The 17,846-nt window shown below is 67.8% G+C and carries 23 protein-coding genes; 17 read left to right on the forward strand and 6 right to left on the reverse strand.

Annotation, left to right across the window (positions count from 1 at the left end):
• The first annotated feature begins 17 nt into the window (after positions 1 to 17).
• The 11 genes from AC1RPL_RS16805 to AC1RPL_RS16855 are packed head-to-tail and all read left to right on the forward strand — an operon-like array spanning position 18 to position 8,394.
• Positions 18 to 1,352, forward strand: a complete 1,335-nt coding sequence (locus AC1RPL_RS16805; RefSeq protein ID WP_493070813.1) for a flagellar hook-length control protein FliK — start codon at positions 18 to 20, stop codon at positions 1,350 to 1,352.
• An 18-nt stretch (positions 1,353 to 1,370) separates the two neighbouring features.
• A complete protein-coding gene (locus AC1RPL_RS16810; RefSeq protein WP_493070815.1) occupies positions 1,371 to 2,003 on the forward strand; it encodes a flagellar basal body-associated FliL family protein in 633 nt (210 codons plus the stop codon).
• Between the two features lie 3 nt (positions 2,004 to 2,006).
• Positions 2,007 to 2,954, forward strand: coding sequence for a flagellar motor switch protein FliM (locus AC1RPL_RS16815; RefSeq protein ID WP_493070817.1), 948 nt, complete (start codon positions 2,007 to 2,009; stop codon positions 2,952 to 2,954).
• Positions 2,951 to 3,247 (forward strand): flagellar motor switch protein FliN, encoded by a 297-nt coding sequence (gene fliN, locus AC1RPL_RS16820; RefSeq protein WP_493070819.1) that lies wholly within the window; start codon positions 2,951 to 2,953, stop codon positions 3,245 to 3,247. Before AC1RPL_RS16815 ends, fliN begins: the two co-directional genes overlap by 4 nt.
• A gap of 1 nt (position 3,248) precedes the next feature.
• Complete coding sequence (locus AC1RPL_RS16825; protein ID WP_493070821.1) at positions 3,249 to 3,521, forward strand: flagellar biosynthetic protein FliO; 273 nt, start codon at positions 3,249 to 3,251, stop codon at positions 3,519 to 3,521.
• Entirely contained in the window at positions 3,521 to 4,348 is an 828-nt protein-coding gene (gene fliP / locus AC1RPL_RS16830; RefSeq protein WP_493070823.1) for a flagellar type III secretion system pore protein FliP, read from the forward strand. Before AC1RPL_RS16825 ends, fliP begins: the two co-directional genes overlap by 1 nt.
• A 5-nt stretch (positions 4,349 to 4,353) precedes the next feature.
• Positions 4,354 to 4,623: a flagellar biosynthesis protein FliQ gene (fliQ, locus tag AC1RPL_RS16835; protein WP_184163011.1), complete on the forward strand. Its 270-nt coding sequence runs from the start codon at positions 4,354 to 4,356 to the stop codon at positions 4,621 to 4,623.
• A 7-nt stretch (positions 4,624 to 4,630) separates the two neighbouring features.
• Positions 4,631 to 5,404, forward strand: coding sequence for a flagellar biosynthetic protein FliR (fliR, locus tag AC1RPL_RS16840; protein ID WP_493070826.1), 774 nt, complete (start codon positions 4,631 to 4,633; stop codon positions 5,402 to 5,404).
• On the forward strand, positions 5,404 to 6,540 hold the full coding sequence (locus AC1RPL_RS16845) for an EscU/YscU/HrcU family type III secretion system export apparatus switch protein (RefSeq protein WP_493070828.1): 1,137 nt from the start codon (positions 5,404 to 5,406) through the stop codon (positions 6,538 to 6,540). The genes fliR and AC1RPL_RS16845 overlap by 1 nt, the downstream gene beginning before the upstream one ends.
• A gap of 46 nt (positions 6,541 to 6,586) precedes the next feature.
• Entirely contained in the window at positions 6,587 to 7,996 is a 1,410-nt protein-coding gene (gene fliD / locus AC1RPL_RS16850; protein ID WP_493070830.1) for a flagellar filament capping protein FliD, read from the forward strand.
• Entirely contained in the window at positions 7,996 to 8,394 is a 399-nt protein-coding gene (locus tag AC1RPL_RS16855; protein WP_493070832.1) for a flagellar export chaperone FliS, read from the forward strand. The genes fliD and AC1RPL_RS16855 overlap by 1 nt, the downstream gene beginning before the upstream one ends.
• On the opposite strand, the gene AC1RPL_RS16860 is transcribed toward AC1RPL_RS16855, so the two are convergent.
• Complete coding sequence (locus AC1RPL_RS16860) at positions 8,391 to 9,470, reverse strand: CaiB/BaiF CoA transferase family protein (RefSeq protein ID WP_493070834.1); 1,080 nt, start codon at positions 9,468 to 9,470, stop codon at positions 8,391 to 8,393. The two genes, AC1RPL_RS16855 and AC1RPL_RS16860, sit on opposite strands and share 4 nt — an antisense overlap.
• Positions 9,471 to 9,568: 98 nt before the next feature.
• On the opposite strand from AC1RPL_RS16860, the gene AC1RPL_RS16865 reads away from it, so the two are divergent.
• On the forward strand, positions 9,569 to 10,105 hold the full coding sequence (locus tag AC1RPL_RS16865) for an NADPH-dependent FMN reductase (protein WP_493070836.1): 537 nt from the start codon (positions 9,569 to 9,571) through the stop codon (positions 10,103 to 10,105).
• Between the two features lie 62 nt (positions 10,106 to 10,167).
• Positions 10,168 to 10,728 (forward strand): response regulator, encoded by a 561-nt coding sequence (locus AC1RPL_RS16870; protein WP_493070838.1) that lies wholly within the window; start codon positions 10,168 to 10,170, stop codon positions 10,726 to 10,728.
• Between the two features lie 4 nt (positions 10,729 to 10,732).
• On the opposite strand, the gene AC1RPL_RS16875 is transcribed toward AC1RPL_RS16870, so the two are convergent.
• From AC1RPL_RS16875 to argH, 5 genes are read right to left on the reverse strand one after another with little or no spacing between them, the layout of a single operon-like run.
• Positions 10,733 to 11,686: a zinc transporter ZntB gene (locus AC1RPL_RS16875; RefSeq protein WP_493070840.1), complete on the reverse strand. Its 954-nt coding sequence runs from the start codon at positions 11,684 to 11,686 to the stop codon at positions 10,733 to 10,735.
• Positions 11,683 to 12,414, reverse strand: a complete 732-nt coding sequence (locus AC1RPL_RS16880; RefSeq protein WP_493070842.1) for a precorrin-2 dehydrogenase/sirohydrochlorin ferrochelatase family protein — start codon at positions 12,412 to 12,414, stop codon at positions 11,683 to 11,685. The genes AC1RPL_RS16875 and AC1RPL_RS16880 overlap by 4 nt, the downstream gene beginning before the upstream one ends.
• Positions 12,411 to 13,673 carry a diaminopimelate decarboxylase gene (gene lysA / locus AC1RPL_RS16885; RefSeq protein ID WP_493070844.1) on the reverse strand — a complete coding sequence of 421 codons (1,263 nt, stop codon included), beginning with the start codon at positions 13,671 to 13,673 and terminating at the stop codon, positions 12,411 to 12,413. The genes AC1RPL_RS16880 and lysA overlap by 4 nt, the downstream gene beginning before the upstream one ends.
• Positions 13,674 to 13,691: 18 nt before the next feature.
• Positions 13,692 to 13,928, reverse strand: a complete 237-nt coding sequence (locus AC1RPL_RS16890; protein ID WP_493070846.1) for a hypothetical protein — start codon at positions 13,926 to 13,928, stop codon at positions 13,692 to 13,694.
• Positions 13,928 to 15,304: an argininosuccinate lyase gene (argH, locus tag AC1RPL_RS16895; protein WP_493070959.1), complete on the reverse strand. Its 1,377-nt coding sequence runs from the start codon at positions 15,302 to 15,304 to the stop codon at positions 13,928 to 13,930. Before argH ends, AC1RPL_RS16890 begins: the two co-directional genes overlap by 1 nt.
• Before the next feature lie 115 nt (positions 15,305 to 15,419).
• Between argH and AC1RPL_RS16900 the strand changes: the two genes are divergently transcribed.
• The 4 genes from AC1RPL_RS16900 to rutD are packed head-to-tail and all read left to right on the forward strand — an operon-like array spanning position 15,420 to position 17,845.
• The gene (locus AC1RPL_RS16900) at positions 15,420 to 15,899 is read left to right on the forward strand and encodes a TlpA family protein disulfide reductase (protein WP_493070847.1); all 480 of its coding nucleotides are present in this window, start codon (positions 15,420 to 15,422) and stop codon (positions 15,897 to 15,899) included.
• A gap of 41 nt (positions 15,900 to 15,940) precedes the next feature.
• Positions 15,941 to 16,675 (forward strand): pyrimidine utilization protein B, encoded by a 735-nt coding sequence (gene rutB / locus AC1RPL_RS16905; protein WP_493070849.1) that lies wholly within the window; start codon positions 15,941 to 15,943, stop codon positions 16,673 to 16,675.
• A 10-nt stretch (positions 16,676 to 16,685) separates the two neighbouring features.
• Positions 16,686 to 17,069, forward strand: a complete 384-nt coding sequence (gene rutC / locus AC1RPL_RS16910) for a pyrimidine utilization protein C (protein ID WP_184162974.1) — start codon at positions 16,686 to 16,688, stop codon at positions 17,067 to 17,069.
• On the forward strand, positions 17,069 to 17,845 hold the full coding sequence (rutD, locus tag AC1RPL_RS16915) for a pyrimidine utilization protein D (RefSeq protein WP_493070851.1): 777 nt from the start codon (positions 17,069 to 17,071) through the stop codon (positions 17,843 to 17,845). The genes rutC and rutD overlap by 1 nt, the downstream gene beginning before the upstream one ends.
• Position 17,846: the final 1 nt, after the last annotated feature.

The raw sequence follows: 17,846 nt of genomic DNA on the forward strand, positions 1-17,846 counted from the left end.
TGGCCCTGGGAGCGCTGATGCCCAAGATCGCCGCGCCCGCCGCCGGCCTGCCGGGCAAGGCAGGCGACGCGGCGGTGCCGCTGCCGGAGGGGCAGGATCTTGCCGAGGGCGGCAAGGAATTGCCGGATGCCGTGCTCGGCCTCGACGGCAAGAGCGAGGACCACCCCGGCGCCGATACCGATAGCGACGACGATGCGAGCGCCGAAGACGCGCCGCCGCCACCCTTCGCCTGGTTCGCCACCGCGCCCATCCCGACCGCCGAACCCGAAGCCAAGCCCGTTACGGGCGAAGCGGCGCCAGCGGTGACCATGGACGCGGGCGGCAAGGAACGCCGCGACGTGCAGCTGCCCGAGGTCGCCGTTACCGATACAGCAGAAGCCCCGGCCAAGCCCGCGCCGCAACCATCCGTGCCGATCCCCTCGCCGGTGCCGCAGGTCGAGGCCAAGCGCACCGCGCCGGTGCAGCGCCAGCCCAGGACCGATGCCGCGCCGGTCGATCCGGCAGCAGATACTGTCATCGCCGATGCGATGAAGGCCGAGGTCACGACTACGACAGCGACCAACTCCCCCGAGCAGCAGCCGGCGGCCGCGGCCCCCGTCGCCCAGGCGCCGCGCGAGCTGCGCAAGGCCGCGGCCGATGCGCCCGTCGTGCGCATCTCGCTCGACAGGCCGGCAGCACCGCAAAAGGTGTCGATCGCCGATGTGACCCAGGTCCAGCGCCAGGCCGCTCCGGCATCCCAGTCGGTCGCCGAGCAGATCTTCGCCGCATTCGATTCGCCCCAGCCGCGTGCGCCCATCGCCAGGACGAGCGACCCGCAGGCCGATATCGCCACGCTGGCGGCGCAGGCCGCCGGCACCCAGACCGCATCGGCGGTCACCGCCACCGGCCAGGGTCAGGACGCCGCGCTCGACACGCGCCATCAGCAATGGACCGCGCAGATACTCGACAAGATCGAAGCGCTGCGGGATGCATCGCCGGTCCGCGAGACCAGGATCAGCCTGATGCCCGAGGGGCTGGGCAAGGTCGATATCTCGATCCGCCAGGACGATGCCGGTCTCCATGTCCAATTCAACACCGATACCCAGTCTGCGCGCCAGCTGATCGCCGATGCGCAGCCCAAGCTCGCCGAAATCGCGCAGGAGCGCGGCATCCGCCTCGGCTCGACCAGCGTCGAATCGAACGCAGCCGATACCAATGGCGGTACCGGCGCCGGCGCCGGGTCGCAGATGAACCAGGGCCAGCGGCAGGACGCCGCACCCAATCGCAACCAGCCTTCGGCGCCGCCCAGTGCCCGCCGCGAGGCCCCGTCTTCCAGCAATTCTTCCACCAACGACGATGAACGGGTCGCCTGAGACCTTCGGAGATAGATGATGTCCGACACCAAGACCGATGGCGCCGCGGCGCCCAAGAAGAAAAAGGGCAAGTTGCTGCTGCTCGTCGGCGCCCCCGTGCTGCTGCTCGGTGCCGGCGGCGGCGTCACCTTTTACGGCATGCAGGCCGGCTGGTTCAGTGCCGCCGCGCATGCCGAGGAAAGCAACGATCCCAAGCTCGTGCCCAAGAGCGAGGAGAAGCGCGCCTCGATGAAGGAAGGCGGCGAGGGCGGTCACGGCGGCGAAGGTGAGGGTGGTGGCGAAGCTGTCGGCCATGGCGGCAAGCCGACACCGAAGGGCGAGGGTGGCGACAAATATGCCTCGACCTATTATCCGATGGAGAAGGAGTTCACCTCCAACCTCCAGGACAGCGTCCATTTCGTCCAGGTCGGCGTCGCCGTTTCCACGCCCTATGACGAGCGCGTCCTCGAGAATATCAAGACCCACGAGATCGCGATTCGCTCCGCCGTGCTGATGGCGCTCGGCGAGACGACCGAGGACGAAGTCTTCACCGCCGAGGGCAAGCGCCACATCCAGGACCGCCTGGCCAAGGCAATCAACGGCGTTTTGAAGGAAAAGGAAGGTTTTGGCGGGGTTAGTAACGTCTACTTTACCAATTTCATCGTTCAGTGAGACATGGTTAACAGCCCTTCACTAGACGGCACGGCCGAACGGCGGGAACGCCCCCGGGCAAGCGCGGAACACGCGGCGGCCCTGGGGACGGTCAACCTCAATCCGTTCGGCGATCTGGTCACGCTGCAGCACCTTAGTGCGCGGCTGGCAAAGTCGTTGAAGGGCCCCTTCGAAGGGCTTCTTCGGAAAGATCTGCGCGCCTGGGCCGAGCCGCTCTCGGTCCAGCGTTTCGCCGATTACAAGGCCGAGCGCGGCGGCGTGCTTTCGGCCTGGCAGCCGCTGGCGATGGGCCCGGCCCGCGCCCGCGCGCAGTTCGTGATGGATGCCGGGCTGGTGTTCGAGATGCTCGACGCCTTTTTCGGCGGCGATGGCGAAGCACCGCTCCCGCTGCCGACCGAATTCACGCCGGCTGCAGAGGCGCTGGTCGCCCGTCTGGCCAATTCCGCATCGGGGTTGCTCGACAAGGCGTGGGAGCCGCTCTCGCGTGTCGCCTTCTGCGCCGAGGCTGCGCCCAATCTCGCCGCCGCGCCCGATCTCGGCAATGACGAGCCGGTGGTGGTAACCCGCTTCGGCATCGCCGCCGGCGAGGGCAAGCCGCATTTCTTCGACATTCTCTATCCCGTCGCCGCGCTCAAGCCGCACGGCGCGGCGCTGATGGTCAAGGTTCACGGCGCCACGGAAGAGGTCGAGCCCGAATGGCGCTCGGGCCTCACCCGCGCGGTGATGGCCGTCACGCTGCCCGTCCGCTCGGTGCTCGCCGAACCGACCCTTTCGCTCGGACGCCTGCTCGAGCTCAAGGAAGGCGATGTCATCCCGATCGATTTCGGCCCCGAGGTTCCGGTGATGGTGGCCAGGCGCCGCCTCGGCACTGGTCTCGTCGGCACCGCCAATGGCCGCGCCGCGGTCCGCCTCACCCAGCTCGAACCGCTCAACGCAGAGGACTTCCAATGAACGACATGACGGCCACCTTCCAGGCCGACACGGCGCTGGCGGCCAATTTCCGGCTGCTGCAGGACGTCGACGTCAAGCTGACCGTCGAGATCGGTTCGACCCGCCTAACCCTGCGCGAGCTGCTCGCTTTGGGCGAGGAGAGCGTGATCGAGCTCGACCGCGACGCGAACGAACTGCTCGACGTGTTCGTCAACGGCACGCTGATCGGCCGCGGCGAAGTCGTGACCGTCGGCGAGAAGTTCGGCGTGCGGATGACCGAGCTGGTCAGCCCGGACAAGCGCGCGGTCCGCTAACATGACCTGGTACATCATCAAGCTGATCGTGCTGCTGCCGCTCGTCTGCGGCCTGCTGGTCGGCTGCCTCTATGCCTGGCGCAAGCTCGAATCGCGCCTGCCCAAGAACCAGGGCACGCGCATGGTGCAGCTCAAGGAGACGATGATGCTGTCCCCGGGCCTGCGCCTCGCGGTGCTCGAGTTCGAAGGCCAGAAGCTGCTCGTCTCGGTGAGCCGTACCGGCGTCACCCTGGTCGACAAGCAGGGCCAGGGGCAAGGGCTGGGGCAGGCGTGATGCGCGCGATCGTTCCGGCGCCGCGCACGATCGGAGGCCGCGCCGCGGTATTCATCGGGCTGCTCGCCTTCCTCGTCCTCTTCGCCCTCCCGGCGTTCGCGCAGGGCGCGGCACCTGTGGTGCCGACGCCGGTCGCCACTCCTGGCGTAGGCGAAGCGGTGGACCGCGCGCTCGGCGACCTTGGCGGCGGCAATGCGCCGCTCAGCCTGTCGCTGCAGGTTCTCATCATCATGGGCCTGCTCAGCGTGCTGCCGGGCATCCTGCTGATGATGACCAGCTTCACGCGGATCATCATCGTGCTCGCGCTACTGCGCCAGGCCTTGGGTCTCCAGCAGACCCCGCCCAACCAGGTGCTGCTCGGCCTCGCGCTGTTCCTCAGCTTCTTCGTGATGGCGCCGACGCTCAACACGATGAACACCAATGCGATCCAGCCCTATTCGGCCGGCAAGATCGGTGCGAGCGAGATGATCGCCAAGTCGGGCGAGGCGCTGCACGGTTTCATGATCAAGCAGACCCGCACCAAGGACGTCACCATGTTCGCGGGGCTGGCCAAGAGCGGTCCCTATGCGAAACCGGAAGACGTGCCCTTCTCGGTGCTGCTGCCGGCCTTCGTGACGAGCGAGCTCAAGACCGCCTTCCAGATCGGCTTCCTCATCTTCCTGCCCTTCATCGTCATCGATCTCGTCGTCGCCACCGTGCTGATGGCGCTGGGCATGATGATGATGTCGCCGACGATCATCTCGCTGCCCTTCAAGCTGCTGCTCTTCGTCCTGGTGGACGGGTGGGCGCTGACGATGGGTTCGCTCGCCTCCAGCTTCGTGAGTTAGCGCACATGGACGCCGAATATTTCCTCACCGTGGGGCGCGAGGCGATGTGGGTGCTGGCGCTCGCCGCCACGCCGATCCTGGTGCCCGCCCTCCTCGCCGGCCTCGTGCTCGGCATGGTCCAGGCCGCTACTTCGATCCAGGAGCAGACGCTCACTTTCGTGCCCAAGCTGATCGTGGTCGGCATCAGCCTGATCATCTTCGGCTCGATGATCCTCGGCCTGCTCGGCGATTTCACGGTGAGCATCTTCGAGCGCATTCCGGATCTGGTGAAGTAAGCTAGCGATGCTGATGGGCTTCGGCCTCTCGATCGAGCCGCAGCTCTGGGCGCTCCTGTTCGCGATGGTGCGGGTGGGATCGGCGTTCATTGCGGCGCCGGTGTTCAGCAACATGGCGATCCCGCTGCCCGCGCGCATCGCGCTCACCGGCGCGATCGGCGTGCTGGCGCTCAATGTCGCGCACATCACTCCGCCCGAACAGATCTTCTCGCTCACCACCTTCCTCGCCATCGCCGCCGAGGCACTGATCGGCCTGGCGATGGGCTTCGTGCTCCAGATCGCCTTTGCAGCGCCGATGGTGGCGAGCGAAGTGATCTCGATGTCGATGGGTCTGGGCTTCGCCAACACGGTCGATCCCACCAGCGGGCATTCGACGCCGGCGATCGGCACCTTCCTGTCGCTGATGCTCACCTTGCTGTTCCTCGCGGTAGACGGGCATCTCGTGCTCGTCGATCTCGTCGTGCGCAGCTATGCCGTCATGCCCCCCGGCGCCTGGATCTCGCCCGACCGGCTGCTCGGCATCGCGATGTTCGGCGGCTATACCTTTCTCGCAGGGCTGCTGCTTTCGCTGCCGATCGGCTTCCTGCTGCTCTGTCTCAACCTCATCGTCGGCATGCTCAGCCGCGCCGCGCCGGCGCTCAACCTGTTCGCGGTGGGCCTGCCTGCCAGCCTGTTGTTCGGTGTCGTCGCGATGCTGCTCGCGCTGCCCGCCATGGGCGATTATCTCGTCGTCATCATCCGTGAAGCGCTCACGATGATGCCCCAGTTGGTGCTCGGTTGATGTCGGAGTCCGCTGGCGAAAAGACGGAAGCCCCAACAGCCAAGCGCAAGCGCAAGGCCGCCGAAGAAGGCCAGATATTAAGCTCGAAGGACTTCGGCACCGCCTTGATCGTCCTGCTCGGCTGCGCCTGGATGGCGATGTTCGGGCCGTCGCTGGTCCGCGGCTGCAAGGAGATCATGATCGGCAGCTTCACCTTCGGCAGGGCGGATGTCGACGATTTCGAGCCCTGGCGCCCGCTCATGGAAGCCGGGTGGAAGCTGGCGCTGCCGATCGGCGCGCTGCTGCTGGTCGCGGTATTGGGCGCGGTGCTCAGCCATGTCGGCCTGGCCGGGCTGCGCTGGAATTCGGCGCTGTTCGCCCCCAAGGGGTCGCGGATCAATCCGGCCTCGGGCCTTGCCCGCATCTTCGGCCCCACCGGCTGGATCGAGCTCGGCAAGGGGCTGCTCAAGGTGGTGCTGCTCGGCAGCATCGGTAGCTGGCTGCTCTGGTCGATGACCCAGCGCTCGCTCGGGCTGGTCCAGGCCGATCTCAACGGCGCGATCGGCGCGATGGGCGGCGAGTTCATCCACCTGCTCTTCGTCATGGCGGGCGGGCTGCTGATCATTGCCGGCATCGACCTGCCGATCCAGATCATCCGCCACATGCGCCGGCTGCGCATGAGCAAGCAGGAAGTGAAGGACGAGCACAAGGAAAGCGATGGCTCGCCGGAGACCAAGGCGGCGCAACGCCAGCGCGCGCGCCAGATCCTCAAGGGCGGCTTCCGCAAGTCCGTGGCCACCGCCAACGTGGTGATCACCAACCCGACGCATTTCGCCGTCGCGCTCCGCTACGAGCCGGGCAAGGACCAGGTGCCGGTGGTGGTCGCCAAGGGCCGCGGCGCCACAGCGCTAGCCATCCGCGAGCTGGCCGGCGAGCTCGACGTGCCGATCCTCGAATATCCGCAGCTCGCCCGTGCGGTCTATTACACCAGCAAGGAAAACCAGGAGATCCGCGACGATCTCTACATGGCGGTCGCCACCGTGCTCGCCTTCGTCTTCCAGCTCAGCAAGCGCGCGAACGCGGCGATGCCGGCGATCAGCGTGCCCGAGACGGCACTTTTCGACGAGCACGGCCGCAAACAGGCGCGCGCGCACTAAAAAATGCGAAGGCCCGGCCGTTTAAGGGAGGGAGCAGGGGGACAAGATGGCCGTCGAATCGATCGCAAAGACGCTGGGCACCGGATCGGGGATCGACACCACCGCGCTGGTACAGTCGCTCGTCGACAACGCGTTCGCCAACAAGAACCACCTGCTCGAGACCAAGGGCGACACGCTCGCCACCCAGATTTCCACGGTCGGCACGCTCAAGAGCAACATCAGCGACTTCGCCTCGGCTCTCGCCTCGCTTACCGGCTCGGGCTCGCTCGCGACCCAGCCGACCAGCTCGAACACCGGCATCCTCACCGTCACCCGCCTGCCCGGCGCCGATCTCGCCGGCCTCAACGCCACGATGGAAGTGCGTCAGCTCGCCCAGGGCCAGGTCACCAGTTCGCAGTCGTTCAGCGGCGGCAACGCAAGTGTGATCGGCACCGGCACGCTCACCCTGACCTTCGGCACCGCGACGGTAGCCGACGGCGCGATGAGCGATTTCACCGCGGGTCCGGCGACGCCGGTCACGATCGACATCACGTCGTCGAACAACTCGCTCAAGGGCATCGCCGACGCGATCAACGCCAAGAAGACAGGCCTCACCGCCTCGGTCCTCAGCGACGCCAATGGCGCGCGCCTGGTGCTGAAGAGTTCCACCGGCGCCTCGCAGGCCTTCACCCTCAGCGGCACGGGCGACCTGTCGCAGCTCGATGTCGGCGTCGGCGCCACGGCCACGACGATCAATGCGACCGCGCAGGACGCCAAGGTCGCGCTCGACGGCGTCGAAGCCAAATATCCGACGAACAGCATCTCGGGCATGATCCCGGGCGCGCGGATCGATCTGGTCGCCGCCCAGGTCGGCACCAAGGTCGCGATCGGCGCCAGCGCGCCGACCTCGGCGATCAGCGAAGCGGTGACCAACTTCGTCACCACCTACAATGAAGTGCTGAAGGCGGTGCAGGCCGCAGTCGATCCGATCACCGGTCCGCTGCGCACCGATCCCGCCGCCAAGGACCTGCTGCGCCAGCTCAAGGGGCTGACGCTGGCCCAGCTCGTGCCCGGAGCGTCGAGCGACGTGCCGTCCAGGCTCGCCGATATCGGCGTGAAGACCAATCGCGACGGTACGCTGAGCGTGGATACCAGCCGCCTGTCCAAGGTGCTCGCCAGCTACCCCAATGATGTCGAGAAGATCTTTGCGGGCAGCGCGGCGCTTTCCAAGGCGCTGTCGACGATCGCCACCAACGCCGCGAGCACCACGACGGGTCTTGGCGCCAGCGCCGCCAACTACACCAAGCAGCAGACCAAGATCGAGGATCAGAAGGACAAGGTCCTCACCGATACCGAGGCATTGCGCGCGCGCATGACCCAGCAATTCGCCGCGATGGATTCCAAGGTCGCTGCCTACAAGTCGACCCAGGCCTTCCTGACCCAGCAGATCGCTTCGTGGAATGCGAGCGACAGCTGATGCGCTACGCTTCCGCCCTCGCCGCCAACCCGGCGGCAACCTATCGCCAGATCGACCTGGTCGGCCGCGGTGCCGGCGGCGATCCGCATGCGCTGGTCGGCCTGCTCTATGAGGAAGGCATCGCCGCGCTGCGCACTGCCGCCTGGGCGGCCGAGCGCGGCAATTACGCCGTCAAGGGCGAGCGCGTCGCACGCGCCACCGCGGTGATGTTCGCGCTCGAGGCCGGGCTCGACTTCGACAAGGGCGGCGACGTCGCCAAGACGCTGGCCACCTTCTATCACGGGCTTCGCGGCGAGATCCTGAACGCGGCCACCGGCCTGGATCCCGAGCCGTTCCGCGCGGCGGCGAACAGCCTGGAAGACATCGCCAAGGCCTGGAACAGCCTGAAGGCAGGCTAGGCCCAGCGGGCGAGGATCTCCGCCACCGTCTCCTCCCTTGCCGGCAGCGCTTCGGCCGGCGTTACCGCGAATCGCGGCGCGGGCCCTGGCCGCATGACGCCATCTTGTGCCGTGAAGGTGCCGCGCGCGCGGTTGTGCGGGTGGAGCGGTGCCTCGGTGAGCGACAGCACCGGCGTCACGCATGCCTCGCCCCCGTCGAACAGCGCCGCCCAGTCATCGCGCCCGCGCGTGGCGAAGCCGGCGGCGAGCGCTTCGCCCAGTGCCGGCCAGCAGGCGCGATCATATTGGTCGAATTTGTCCGCCGCGATGCCGATGCCGGCACAGAGCGCGCGGAACGCCGGCGGCTCAAGCGCGCCCACCGCGACGTGCCGTCCATCGGCGCAGGCATAGCAGCGATAATAGGGCGCACCGCCGTCGATCATGTTCGATGCGCGGGCATCGGCCCAGCGTCCGGCGCCGTGGAGCGCGTAATAGAGCGTCATCATCGATGCCGCGCCGTCGATCTGCGCCGCCTCGATTACCTGGCCATGCCCCGTCGCCTGCGCCGCAAGGATCGCGGAGACCAGGCCGAGCGCGAGATAGAGCGCGCCGCCGGCATGCTCGCCGATCAGGTTGAGCGGCGGCACCGGTCCCGGCACCGGGCCGATGGCATGGAGCGCGCCCGAGAGCGCCAGATGGTTGATGTCGTTGCCCGGCGCACCGGCCAGCGGCCCCTCGCGTCCCCAGCCGCTGGTGCGCGCATAGACGAGCCGCGGGTTGAGCGCGAGGCAGCGCGTCGGATCGAGGCCGACCTGCTCGGCTACGCCCGGGCGATAGCCTTCGATCACGCCGTCCGCCCCGGCGATCAGCGCCAATGCCTGTTCGCGCCCCGCCGCCTGCGTCAGGTCGAGTGCCACCTGCGAACGCCCGCGATACAGGCTCGCCGCCACCGCGCTGCCCTCGTTCCCCGGCCGCAGGATCCGCACGACGTCGCAGCCGAGATCGGCGAGCAGCATGCCGGTGAAACTGACCGCGCCCGGCGCGTCGAACTCGATGATGCGCAGGCCCGCCAGGGGCCCGTGCGTTGCTGCAACCATGATGTTCCCCGCGAACGATTCTGGCCCTGCATAGCCGCTGGCCCGGTCCCGGGTCCACGGACTGGCGCTCGCCCGGCCTTTGGGCTAGCGCAAGGGGCATGACGGCACCCCACATCGTCGCGCTCGGCGGCACCCTGCGTCCTGAATCCGCTACCGGACGCCTGCTCGCGGCCACGCTGGAGATGGCGGCGGCGCGCGGCGCCCGCACCACTTTGCTCACCGGCGACGCGATCGCCTTCCCGCATTACGAGCCCGGCAATGTCGAGGGCAATCCCGCGGTGATGCGCTATCTCGAGGCGCTGCGCTCGGCCGATGCGGTGATCGTCGGCTCGCCCGGCTATCACGGCACGCTCTCGGGCCTGGTCAAGACCGCGCTCGATTATGTCGAGGCGCTGAGCAAGGACGAGCGCCCCTATTTCGACGGCCTCCCCGTCGGTCTCGTTGCCACCGCGGCGGGCTGGCAGGCGGCGGTCTCGACGCTCCAGGCGCTGCGTACCATCACCCATGCCCTGCGCGGCTGGCCCACGCCGATGGGCCTGGCGATCAATACCGTCGAGCCGGGCGACCCGATCGCCAAGTGCAGCGGCCCGATGGAAGTGATGGTGGGACAGATATTCAACTTCCTGGAACGCTGATCCAAGTAGATAACGACCTGGTTGCGCGCCGTTTAACTGTTTCGTGATTGTTGCTGGCTAGAATGGCCGCCATGGACGAAGCTTCGGCACAGGAGGGGATCGGCAGTGCGCGCCGTCGCGCCACGCGTACGATCCTGGCGGTCGATGACAGCCGGACCAATCTGCACGTCCTCGCGCACCGGCTCGGCCAGCTCGGCTATCTCGTCGTGCTCGCCGATCGCGGCGCCCAGGCGCTCGAGCTGATCTCGGCGCGCGGCTTCGACATGGTGCTGCTCGATTGCGTGATGCCCGAGGTTTCGGGCCTGCACGTGCTCCAGGAGATTCGCGGCGCCCGCGACACGGCGGACCTGCCGGTGATCATGGTCACCAGCCAGAACGACGCCAGCGGTGCGGTCGAGGCGCTCCAGGCCGGCGCGGACGATTATCTCTCGCGCCCCTATGCCTTCGAAGTCCTCGCTGCCCGGATCGAGCGCACGCTCGCCCGCGCGGCGCGGATGGAGGAGCTGAAGCGCTCCAACCTCGCGCTCGATGCCCGCATCGCCGCCCGCGCGATGGAGCTGGGCGAAATGCGCAGCGAACTCGCCGCTGCCCGCGCCGAACTGGACCGGCACCTTCGCGCCTAGGCGTTCAGCCCTCGAACCAGTGCCGCCACAGGAAATAGCCGGCAATCCCGACCGCCATCACCACGCACAGCGCCACCACGCCGGCAAAGGCCCAGGGCTCGTGCGCGTACGGGATGCCGGCCACGTTCATTCCCAATAGCCCGGTGATGAAGGTCAGCGGCAGGAACACCATCGCCACGATCGCGATCATCAGCGAGCGCTGGTCGATCAATTCCGAACGCAGGTCGGTCAGCGTCTCGTGCGTCAGCGCGGCGCGCTCGCGGATGCTCTCCAGCTCCTCGGCCATGCGCGCGGCGCGATCGGCCGCGGCGGTGAGGTGGAGCCGGTCGTCCTCGGCCAGCCACTCGACCGGCAGCCCGGCCAGCTTCTCCAGCGCGGCACGCTGCGGATAGAGGAAGCGCCGCAACCCGATCGCCTTCACCCGCGTCGCATTGACCATCCGGCGCAGGTCGAAGGCGCGGTGCTTCGAGATCTGCTCCTCGCAATCGTCCAGCGAATCGCCAAGCTCGGCGACCATCGGGTCGAGTTCCTCGGTGATCGCCTGGGCGATCGCGGCGATCAGGTCGCCGGGATCGAGGATCTTGCCGTCCTCGACCAGCTTGCGCACCGGTGCGATCGCGTTGAGCGGCTTGCGCGTCACCGAGAAGACGCAGCCTCCATGCGCGTACATCCGGATCGAGGCGAGCGGATCGGAGCTGTCGAGCGTCTCGGACGAAAGCCCGCGCAAATTCACCAGCGCGGCGGGCCCGAACATGTCGCAGCGCGGGCGAGTCTCGGTCGCGGTCAGCGCCTCGGTCACCGGCTGGGGCAGCTTGGCCTCGCCGCCCAGCCACAGCTGCGCGCGCTCGTCATTGGTGGTCAGGTGGATCCAGCTGAGGCTGGCATCCTTTCCCAGCGCCTCATGGAGGACCGGCTGCTCCACCTTCCCGTCATGGACGATATAGGCAAAGCCGCTCATGCGCCGATCTCCAGCCAGATCGAGAGTCCCGGCCCGGGCGCGTCGGGCGGGACGGGGCAGGCGATTCGCGCGGCATCGGCCCGGGCGCGGTTGAGGATGGCGGTCGGCACAGCCGGAGCGTGGTACACCCGCTCCGCCTGCGCAAGCGCCCGCGCCTGGCGCAACGTCAGATCGTCGGGATCGGCGGAGGTCAGCGTGAAGCGCTCCAGCCGCGCCGCGTGCGGATCGCGCAACCGCGCGACCACGTCGCTGCCCAGCCCTTCGGCCAGCGCGGCGCCGATCGCGCGGCGGCGGTCGGCGATGTCGGGGAAGCGGGTGCGCAATTCAGGCCGCGCTGCATGCAGCGCCCGCGCGGTTTCGCCCAGATCGGCGGGCAGCTCTGCCTCCAGCTTCTGCCGGATCGCCGCGGCCAGCCCGGCGGAGACGCCGCCGGTTCCCACCGCCACCAGCACCGGGTCGCGCTCGACGATCGCGGGCAGGGTGAAGTCGCACAGGTCCAGGCGATCGACGGTGTTCACGAGCATGCCGCGAGAACGCAGCCGCGCGACAATGGGTTCGGGGTTCTCGACTGCGACGATGGCGAGGGAGGCCTGCGCCTCCTCGCCGACGATCACTGCACCCGCGCGCTCGAGCAGCCGGCGCTTGGCTTCGGCAGCCTCGCCGCTGCCGATCAGCATCACCGGCCGCCCTGCCAGCATCACGAAGATCGGCAGGGCGGTCAGCGTCATTGTGCCAGCCAGTCCGGGATCTGCTCTTCGCCCATGATCGTCTCGGCGGTGATCCGCCCGGCGACCACTTCGAAACGCTCGCCAGAGACGAGCACTTCGGGCACCAGCGCGCGGCTGTTATAGGTGCTCGCCATCGTCGCGCCGTATGCGCCCGCGCTCTGCAGCACCGCCAAGTCGCCGCCCTTCAGCGCATCGATCTCGCGGTTCTTCAGGAACACGTCGCTGCTCTCGCACACCGGCCCACAGACATTGGCGACCATCGTCTCGCCGCTCGGCGTGACCGAGGCGAAGCCATGATAGGCATCGTACAGCGCGACGCGTTGCAGGTCGTTCATCGCCGCATCGACCACTACCCAGGGGTTGGTCACGCCCGGCTTCACCCACAACACTTCGGTGAGCAGCACGCCGGCATCGGCCGAGATGTGGCGGCCCGGCTCGAACATCAGCTCGACGTCCCAGTCCCTGGTCACGCGCGCGACCATCTCGCCGAACGCCGCCGAGGTCGGCGGCACCTCGCCGGGCTTGTAGGCAACGCCGAGGCCGCCGCCCAGGTCGACATGGGTGATGGTGTGCCCCGCGGCGCGCAGCTCGGCGACCAGCTTGCCGACGCGCTCGAACGCGGCTTCCAGCGGGGCGAGGCTCAGCAACTGGCTGCCGATATGCACGGCCACGCCGCGCAGATTGATGCCGTCCAGCCTGGCCAGCCGGTCGAAGATCGCTCGCGCCTGGTCGATCGGCAGGCCGAACTTGTTCTCCGCCTTGCCGGTGGAGATCTTCTCGTGCGTACCGGCGTCGACGTCCGGGTTGACGCGCAGCGCCGCCGGCGCGGTCATGCCCTTGGCGTGGGCGATCTCGGCAAGGACGACGCCTTCCTCTTCCAGCTCGAGGTTGAACTGGCCGATCCCCGCATCGAGCGCCTGGTGCAGCTCCTTGCGCGTCTTGCCGACGCCGGAGAACACCACGTCCTGCGCCGGGATGCCCGCCGCCAGCGCGCGCGACAGCTCGCCGCCCGAGACGACGTCGGCGCCATAGCCTTCATTGGCGAGCAGGCGCAGCACCGCGAGGTTCGGATTGGCCTTCACCGCAAAGGCGACATGGTGGCGCCCGACCGGCTTCAGCCCTTCGCGAAAGGCGCGGGCGGCGTCGCGGAACGCCTCGGTCGAATAGACATAGACCGGGGTGCCGACCTGCTCGGCAATGCGCGCGAGCGGAACATTCTCGGCGTGCAGCTGGCCGCCGATGACTTCGAAATGAGACACTGAGAACTTCCTGTGGAGTTAGCGCGGCGGCAAATCGAACTTGTCGCTTCGCCGCTGATTCGTGCTTTCGATGAGGTCGTCGCTACGTGCCGGGCGCGTCTGGACGGGGGGCTGGAGAAGATCGGTCGGCGACGGCGTCGCTTTCGCACCCTCGGGCGCTACCGGCAGCGATGCCGTCGCCGCGGGTTTGAGCTCGTTGCGTGCGCCACAGCCTGCAAGGGCGAGACCGATTGCCAGCACTGCCAGTCGCTTCATCACGCTTCCTCCTCGCGGCGCGCCCGTGCGGCCGTGATCGCTTCGCGCACGCGCTGGGGGGATGTGCCCCCGAAGCTGGTGCGGCTCGATACCGAAGCATCGACGCTGAGAACGCCATATACGCGTTCATTGATTCGCGCGTCGATTTCCTTGAGTTGGGTGATCGATAGCTGATCGAGCCTGATTCCGCCGGCCTCGGCGGCCGCGACCGCGCGCCCGGTGATGTGGTGCGCCTCGCGGAACGGGATGCCGCCCTCGCGCACCAGCCAGTCGGCCAGGTCGGTCGCGGTCGAGAAGCCGGCCTCGGCGGCGGAGCGCATGCGCTCCAGCCGGAAGGTCGCGCTTTCGACCATCCCGGTCATGGCCGCGATACTGAGGCCGAGCAGGTCGTGCGCCTCGAACACCGGCGGCTTGTCGTCCTGCATATCCTTCGAATAGGCGAGCGGCAGGCCCTTCATCGTGATCATCAGGCTTACCAGCGCCCCGGTGATCCGCCCGCTATGTCCACGCACCAGCTCGGCCGCATCGGGATTGCGCTTCTGCGGCATGATCGAGCTGCCGGTCGACCATTGGTCGCTCAAGGACACAAAGCCGAAGGGCTGGCTCGCCCAGATCACGAATTCCTCGGCCAGCCGGCTGAGGTGCAGTGCGGTCTGCGCGGCGGCAGTGAGATACTCGATCGCGAAGTCGCGGTCCGAAACCGAATCGAGCGAATTGCGCGTCGGCCCGTCGAAACCGAGTGCCCTGGCGGTCGCTTCGCGGTCGAGGTTGAAGCCGGTGCCGGCCAGCGCGGCGGAACCCAGCGGGCACAGGTTGAGCCGCACGCGGGCGTCCTTCAGCCGCGAGCGGTCCCGCGCGAACATCTCGAAATAGGCCATCAGGTGATGGCCGAGCGTAACCGGCTGGGCGACCTGCAAGTGGGTGAAGCCCGGCATCACGCTGTCGGCGTGCTCTTCGGCGCGGACGAGCAGCGCGTCCTGCAACGCGCCCAGCGCCGCTTCGGCCTGGTCAATCGCGTCGCGCACCCACAGCCGGAAGTCGGTCGCCACCTGGTCGTTGCGCGAGCGGGCGGTGTGCAGGCGCCCCGCCACGGGGCCGATCTTCTGCGACAGCCGCGATTCGGCGAGCATGTGAATATCTTCGAGCGCCAGGTCCTCGGGCACGCCCTCGGCCTCGAACTCGGCCGCGACCTGGTCGAGACCGGCATGAATCGCCGCTGCATCCTCGGCCGCCACGATGCCCTGCGCGCCCAGCATCTTTACATGCGCCTGCGAGCCGCGCAGGTCCTGGCGCCACATCCGCTTGTCGAAGGGGATGGAAGCGTTAATCTCACGCATCACCGCGGACGGGCCCTCAGCGAAGCGCCCGCCCCACATGGCATTGGAGCTGTCCTTGCGCTCGGCGATCTCACTTCTCCTTCTGGCCACGCTGGCAATCGCGGGGTGCGATAAGCGCTCCGAGCCCGGAAGCCAAGCAAACGAAACTTTGCCGGTGGCGAACGCCGCCGCGCCGGCGGCCGCCACCGCCGACAAGGGCACGCTCGATCGCAGCCACAAGGGCGAGGCGGCACCCGACACGCCCTTCACCGATCCGGCGGGCAAGAAGACCAGCCTCGCCGCCTTCAAGGGCAAGCCGGTGCTGCTCAACCTCTGGGCGACCTGGTGCATCCCGTGCCGCGCCGAGATGCCCACGCTCGATGCGCTCGCGGGGCAGAAGGGCGATGCCCTGCCCGTGATCACCCTGAGCCAGGACTTCAAGGGCCGCGCCGAAGTCGATCCCTATTTCGCCAAGGCGGGGTTCAAGAACCTCAAGCCCTGGACCGACACTGACGCCGCCTTCAGCCTGAACATGGGCGCCAATCTGCCCACTACGATCCTCTATGATTCGGCCGGCAAGGAAGTCTGGCGCGCCTCGGGCGAGATGGACTGGGCCGGGGCCAAGGCCGCAGCTTTGCTGGCGGAGGCCCGCTAAGCCGCTTGCCAGCGCGCGCCTTCTCGGGAACACTCGCGCAAATGACAGGCGAACCTACCGTCGGCCGCGACCTCGAAGGTCCGCGGGTCGTTACGCTTCCCGCCCGGCCCGAGCCGATCCGCGTGCTCGCGGACGAGACCGCGATCGTCGTGATCGACATGCAGAACGCCTATGCCTCGCCCGGCGGCTATGTCGATCAGGCGGGGTTCGACATTTCGGGCTCGGCCGGCACGATCGGCAAGATCGCTGCGGTGCTCGACACCGCTCGCGCCGCCGGCATGCCGGTGATCTATCTGCAGAATGGCTGGGACGCGGACTATGTCGAGGCCGGCGGGCCCGGCTCGCCCAACTGGCACAAGTCCAATGCGCTGAAGACGATGCGCGCGAAACCCGAGCTCAGCGGCAAGCTGCTCGCCCGCGGGACCTGGGATTATGAACTCGTCGATGCGCTTGCCCCCAAGCCCGGCGACATCCGCCTCCACAAGACCCGCTACAGCGCCTTCTTCAACTCGCAGCTCGATTCGACGCTGCGGTCGCGCGGCATCCGCAACATCGTCTTCGTCGGCATCGCCACCAATGTCTGCGTGGAAAGCACGCTGCGCGATGGCTTCCACCTCGAATATTTCGGGGTGATGCTCGAGGACGCGACGCATCATCTCGGTCCGCCGATGATGCAGGAAGCCACCGTCTACAATGTCGAGAAGTTCTTCGGCTGGGTCTCCACCACCACCGACTTCTGCGGCAGCTTCGGCCAGATCCAGAGCCAGGATTCCTAGGGAGTAAGCGATGCCGTTCGAGCCGATCAATCCGCCCCAGTTCCCCACACCGATCGCCCCCTATTCGGCCGGCGCCAAGGCAGGCAACACGGTGTACGTCTCGGGCGTGCTGGCGCTGGGCGAGGGCGGTATCGTCCTCCATGTCGGCGACGCCGCCGGCCAGACGCGTCATATCCTGGAAGTGATCAAGACGACGCTCGAGGCGGCGGGCGCCACCCTCGAGGACGTGGCGATGAACCACATCTTCCTCAAGGACTTTGCCGACTATCCCGTCTTCAACCAGATCTATGCCGAGTATTTCCCCGGCGCCAAGCCGGCGCGCTACTGCATCAAGGCCGATCTGGTGAAGCCCGATTGCCTGGTCGAGATCGCCTCGGTGGCGCATATCGGCTGATGCCCGAAGCTGGGGGGCTCCATTATGAGGACCATGGCAGCGGTCCTCCGCTGATCCTGTCGGCCGGCATGGGCGGATCGGGCAATTACTGGCGGCCCAACCTGCCCGCGCTCGCCGAGCGTTTCCGCGTGATCCTCTACGACCATCGCGGCACCGGCCGCTCGGACCGTACCGTCACTCCGCGCCTCGAAAGCATCGGCGAGGATATCCGCCTGTTGATGGACGAACTCGGCGTCGAGAAGGCCTCGATCCTCGGCCACGCAATCGGCGGCATGGGCGGATTGAGCCTGGCGCTCGACACGCCCGATCGCGTCGACCGGCTGGTGGTGGTCAATGGCTGGGGCCGGCTCGATCCCTATACCGCGCGCTGCTTCGACGCCCGGCTGGCGCTGCTGCGCGCCTATGGTCCGGGGAAATATGTCGATGCCCAGCCGATCTTCCTGTTCCCGCCGCAGTGGATCTCGGAGAATCACGACCGGCTGGAGGAAGAAGCGAAGCACCATGTCGCGGGCTTCCCCGCCGAGATGGTCGAGGCGCGCATCCTCGAGGCGCTCAGCTTCGACCTGATCGATCGCCTCGAAGCCACACCGCTCGCCACCCCCGTGCTGCTGCTTGCCAGCGACGACGATGCGCTCGTCCCGCCCGGCTGCTCGGAGCGGCTTGCGCAAGCCATTCCGCGGGCGCAGCTTGTCCGGATGCCTTGGGGAGGGCACGCCTGTAACATCACCGATCCGACGGGCTTCGAAGCCCGCGTGCTCGCATTTCTGGGGAGCTAAT

The organism is Sphingomonas sp. GW821-FHT12D09, assembly GCF_058807215.1.

What these genes read in the sequence shown, in the direction of transcription:
- AC1RPL_RS16805 (WP_493070813.1), top strand. Translation starts at nt 18, where the DNA reads ATGCCCAAGATCGCCGCGCCCGCCGCCGGCCTGCCGGGCAAGGCAGGC.
- AC1RPL_RS16810 (WP_493070815.1), top strand. Translation starts at nt 1,371, where the DNA reads ATGTCCGACACCAAGACCGATGGCGCCGCGGCGCCCAAGAAGAAAAAG.
- AC1RPL_RS16815 (WP_493070817.1), top strand. Translation starts at nt 2,007, where the DNA reads ATGGTTAACAGCCCTTCACTAGACGGCACGGCCGAACGGCGGGAACGC.
- fliN (WP_493070819.1), top strand. Translation starts at nt 2,951, where the DNA reads ATGAACGACATGACGGCCACCTTCCAGGCCGACACGGCGCTGGCGGCC.
- AC1RPL_RS16825 (WP_493070821.1), top strand. Translation starts at nt 3,249, where the DNA reads ATGACCTGGTACATCATCAAGCTGATCGTGCTGCTGCCGCTCGTCTGC.
- fliP (WP_493070823.1), top strand. Translation starts at nt 3,521, where the DNA reads ATGCGCGCGATCGTTCCGGCGCCGCGCACGATCGGAGGCCGCGCCGCG.
- fliQ (WP_184163011.1), top strand. Translation starts at nt 4,354, where the DNA reads ATGGACGCCGAATATTTCCTCACCGTGGGGCGCGAGGCGATGTGGGTG.
- fliR (WP_493070826.1), top strand. Translation starts at nt 4,631, where the DNA reads ATGCTGATGGGCTTCGGCCTCTCGATCGAGCCGCAGCTCTGGGCGCTC.
- AC1RPL_RS16845 (WP_493070828.1), top strand. Translation starts at nt 5,404, where the DNA reads ATGTCGGAGTCCGCTGGCGAAAAGACGGAAGCCCCAACAGCCAAGCGC.
- fliD (WP_493070830.1), top strand. Translation starts at nt 6,587, where the DNA reads ATGGCCGTCGAATCGATCGCAAAGACGCTGGGCACCGGATCGGGGATC.
- AC1RPL_RS16855 (WP_493070832.1), top strand. Translation starts at nt 7,996, where the DNA reads ATGCGCTACGCTTCCGCCCTCGCCGCCAACCCGGCGGCAACCTATCGC.
- AC1RPL_RS16860 (WP_493070834.1), bottom strand. Translation starts at nt 9,470, where the DNA reads ATGGTTGCAGCAACGCACGGGCCCCTGGCGGGCCTGCGCATCATCGAG.
- AC1RPL_RS16865 (WP_493070836.1), top strand. Translation starts at nt 9,569, where the DNA reads ATGACGGCACCCCACATCGTCGCGCTCGGCGGCACCCTGCGTCCTGAA.
- AC1RPL_RS16870 (WP_493070838.1), top strand. Translation starts at nt 10,168, where the DNA reads ATGGCCGCCATGGACGAAGCTTCGGCACAGGAGGGGATCGGCAGTGCG.
- AC1RPL_RS16875 (WP_493070840.1), bottom strand. Translation starts at nt 11,686, where the DNA reads ATGAGCGGCTTTGCCTATATCGTCCATGACGGGAAGGTGGAGCAGCCG.
- AC1RPL_RS16880 (WP_493070842.1), bottom strand. Translation starts at nt 12,414, where the DNA reads ATGACGCTGACCGCCCTGCCGATCTTCGTGATGCTGGCAGGGCGGCCG.
- AC1RPL_RS16890 (WP_493070846.1), bottom strand. Translation starts at nt 13,928, where the DNA reads ATGAAGCGACTGGCAGTGCTGGCAATCGGTCTCGCCCTTGCAGGCTGT.
- argH (WP_493070959.1), bottom strand. Translation starts at nt 15,304, where the DNA reads ATGTGGGGCGGGCGCTTCGCTGAGGGCCCGTCCGCGGTGATGCGTGAG.
- rutB (WP_493070849.1), top strand. Translation starts at nt 15,941, where the DNA reads ATGACAGGCGAACCTACCGTCGGCCGCGACCTCGAAGGTCCGCGGGTC.
- rutC (WP_184162974.1), top strand. Translation starts at nt 16,686, where the DNA reads ATGCCGTTCGAGCCGATCAATCCGCCCCAGTTCCCCACACCGATCGCC.
- rutD (WP_493070851.1), top strand. Translation starts at nt 17,069, where the DNA reads ATGCCCGAAGCTGGGGGGCTCCATTATGAGGACCATGGCAGCGGTCCT.